Genomic DNA, 703 nt, shown 5'->3' on the forward strand with positions numbered 1-703 from the left:
TGTCCAGAACCCGGCCCTTGGCGTCGACCACCATGCGGACCAGTTTCGAGGTGCGGGCGAGCCGGTGGACGTCGGAGATGGGCAGCAGCTGCCCGGTGGCGATCAGCAGCCCGGGCGCCAGCCGGTCCGGCGCGTGCCCACAGGTCCTGCACGCCTCCGGCCCTTCACCCGTGCCCACGCTCCCGGCACCTGCCCCGGCTGAACCGGTGTTCGCGCTGCTGGCGCCTGTCCCGGTCGATCCCGTGTCCGCGCTGCCGGTACCTTCTCCGGCTGAACCCGTGCCTGCGGTGTGGCGGGGGCCGCTCGCGCGGCGGGTCGAGCCGTCACCAGCCTGAGGTGTCCCGGGCCGAGCATCGCTGGAGCCGGCGGTGTCGGCCGCGGTTGTGTCGGGATCAGCGGTGTCGGCGTGTCCGGATGTGCTCTGCGATGGCGGCACCCCCGTGGCGGGTGTGGCGGGCGTGGCGGACGCCGAGGTGGAGGCCGCAGGGGTGGGGTCGGCGTCATGTGCGGGGTTGACGTCATGTGTGGGGTGGCCGGTGGTGGGGTGGTCATGTGCGGGGTCGGCGTCGTGTGCGAGGTGGTCGGTGGGGAGGGATTCGGCGCGGACCAGGACCAGCAATTCGGTGGTGACCTTCTTGCTCAACAGGGCCGACAGCGCGTCGGCCTGGCGGACCCGCAGCGGACGGTCATCGTCCTTGCCCCG

The 703-nt window shown here is 73.0% G+C and carries 1 pseudogene; it reads right to left on the reverse strand.

Annotated elements, in window-relative coordinates:
* Nucleotides 1-703, reverse strand: a pseudogene (locus tag Aple_RS52705) (hypothetical protein); the annotation flags it as partial.

This window comes from Acrocarpospora pleiomorpha (genome assembly GCF_009687885.1).
GTDB lineage: Bacteria > Actinomycetota > Actinomycetes > Streptosporangiales > Streptosporangiaceae > Acrocarpospora > Acrocarpospora pleiomorpha.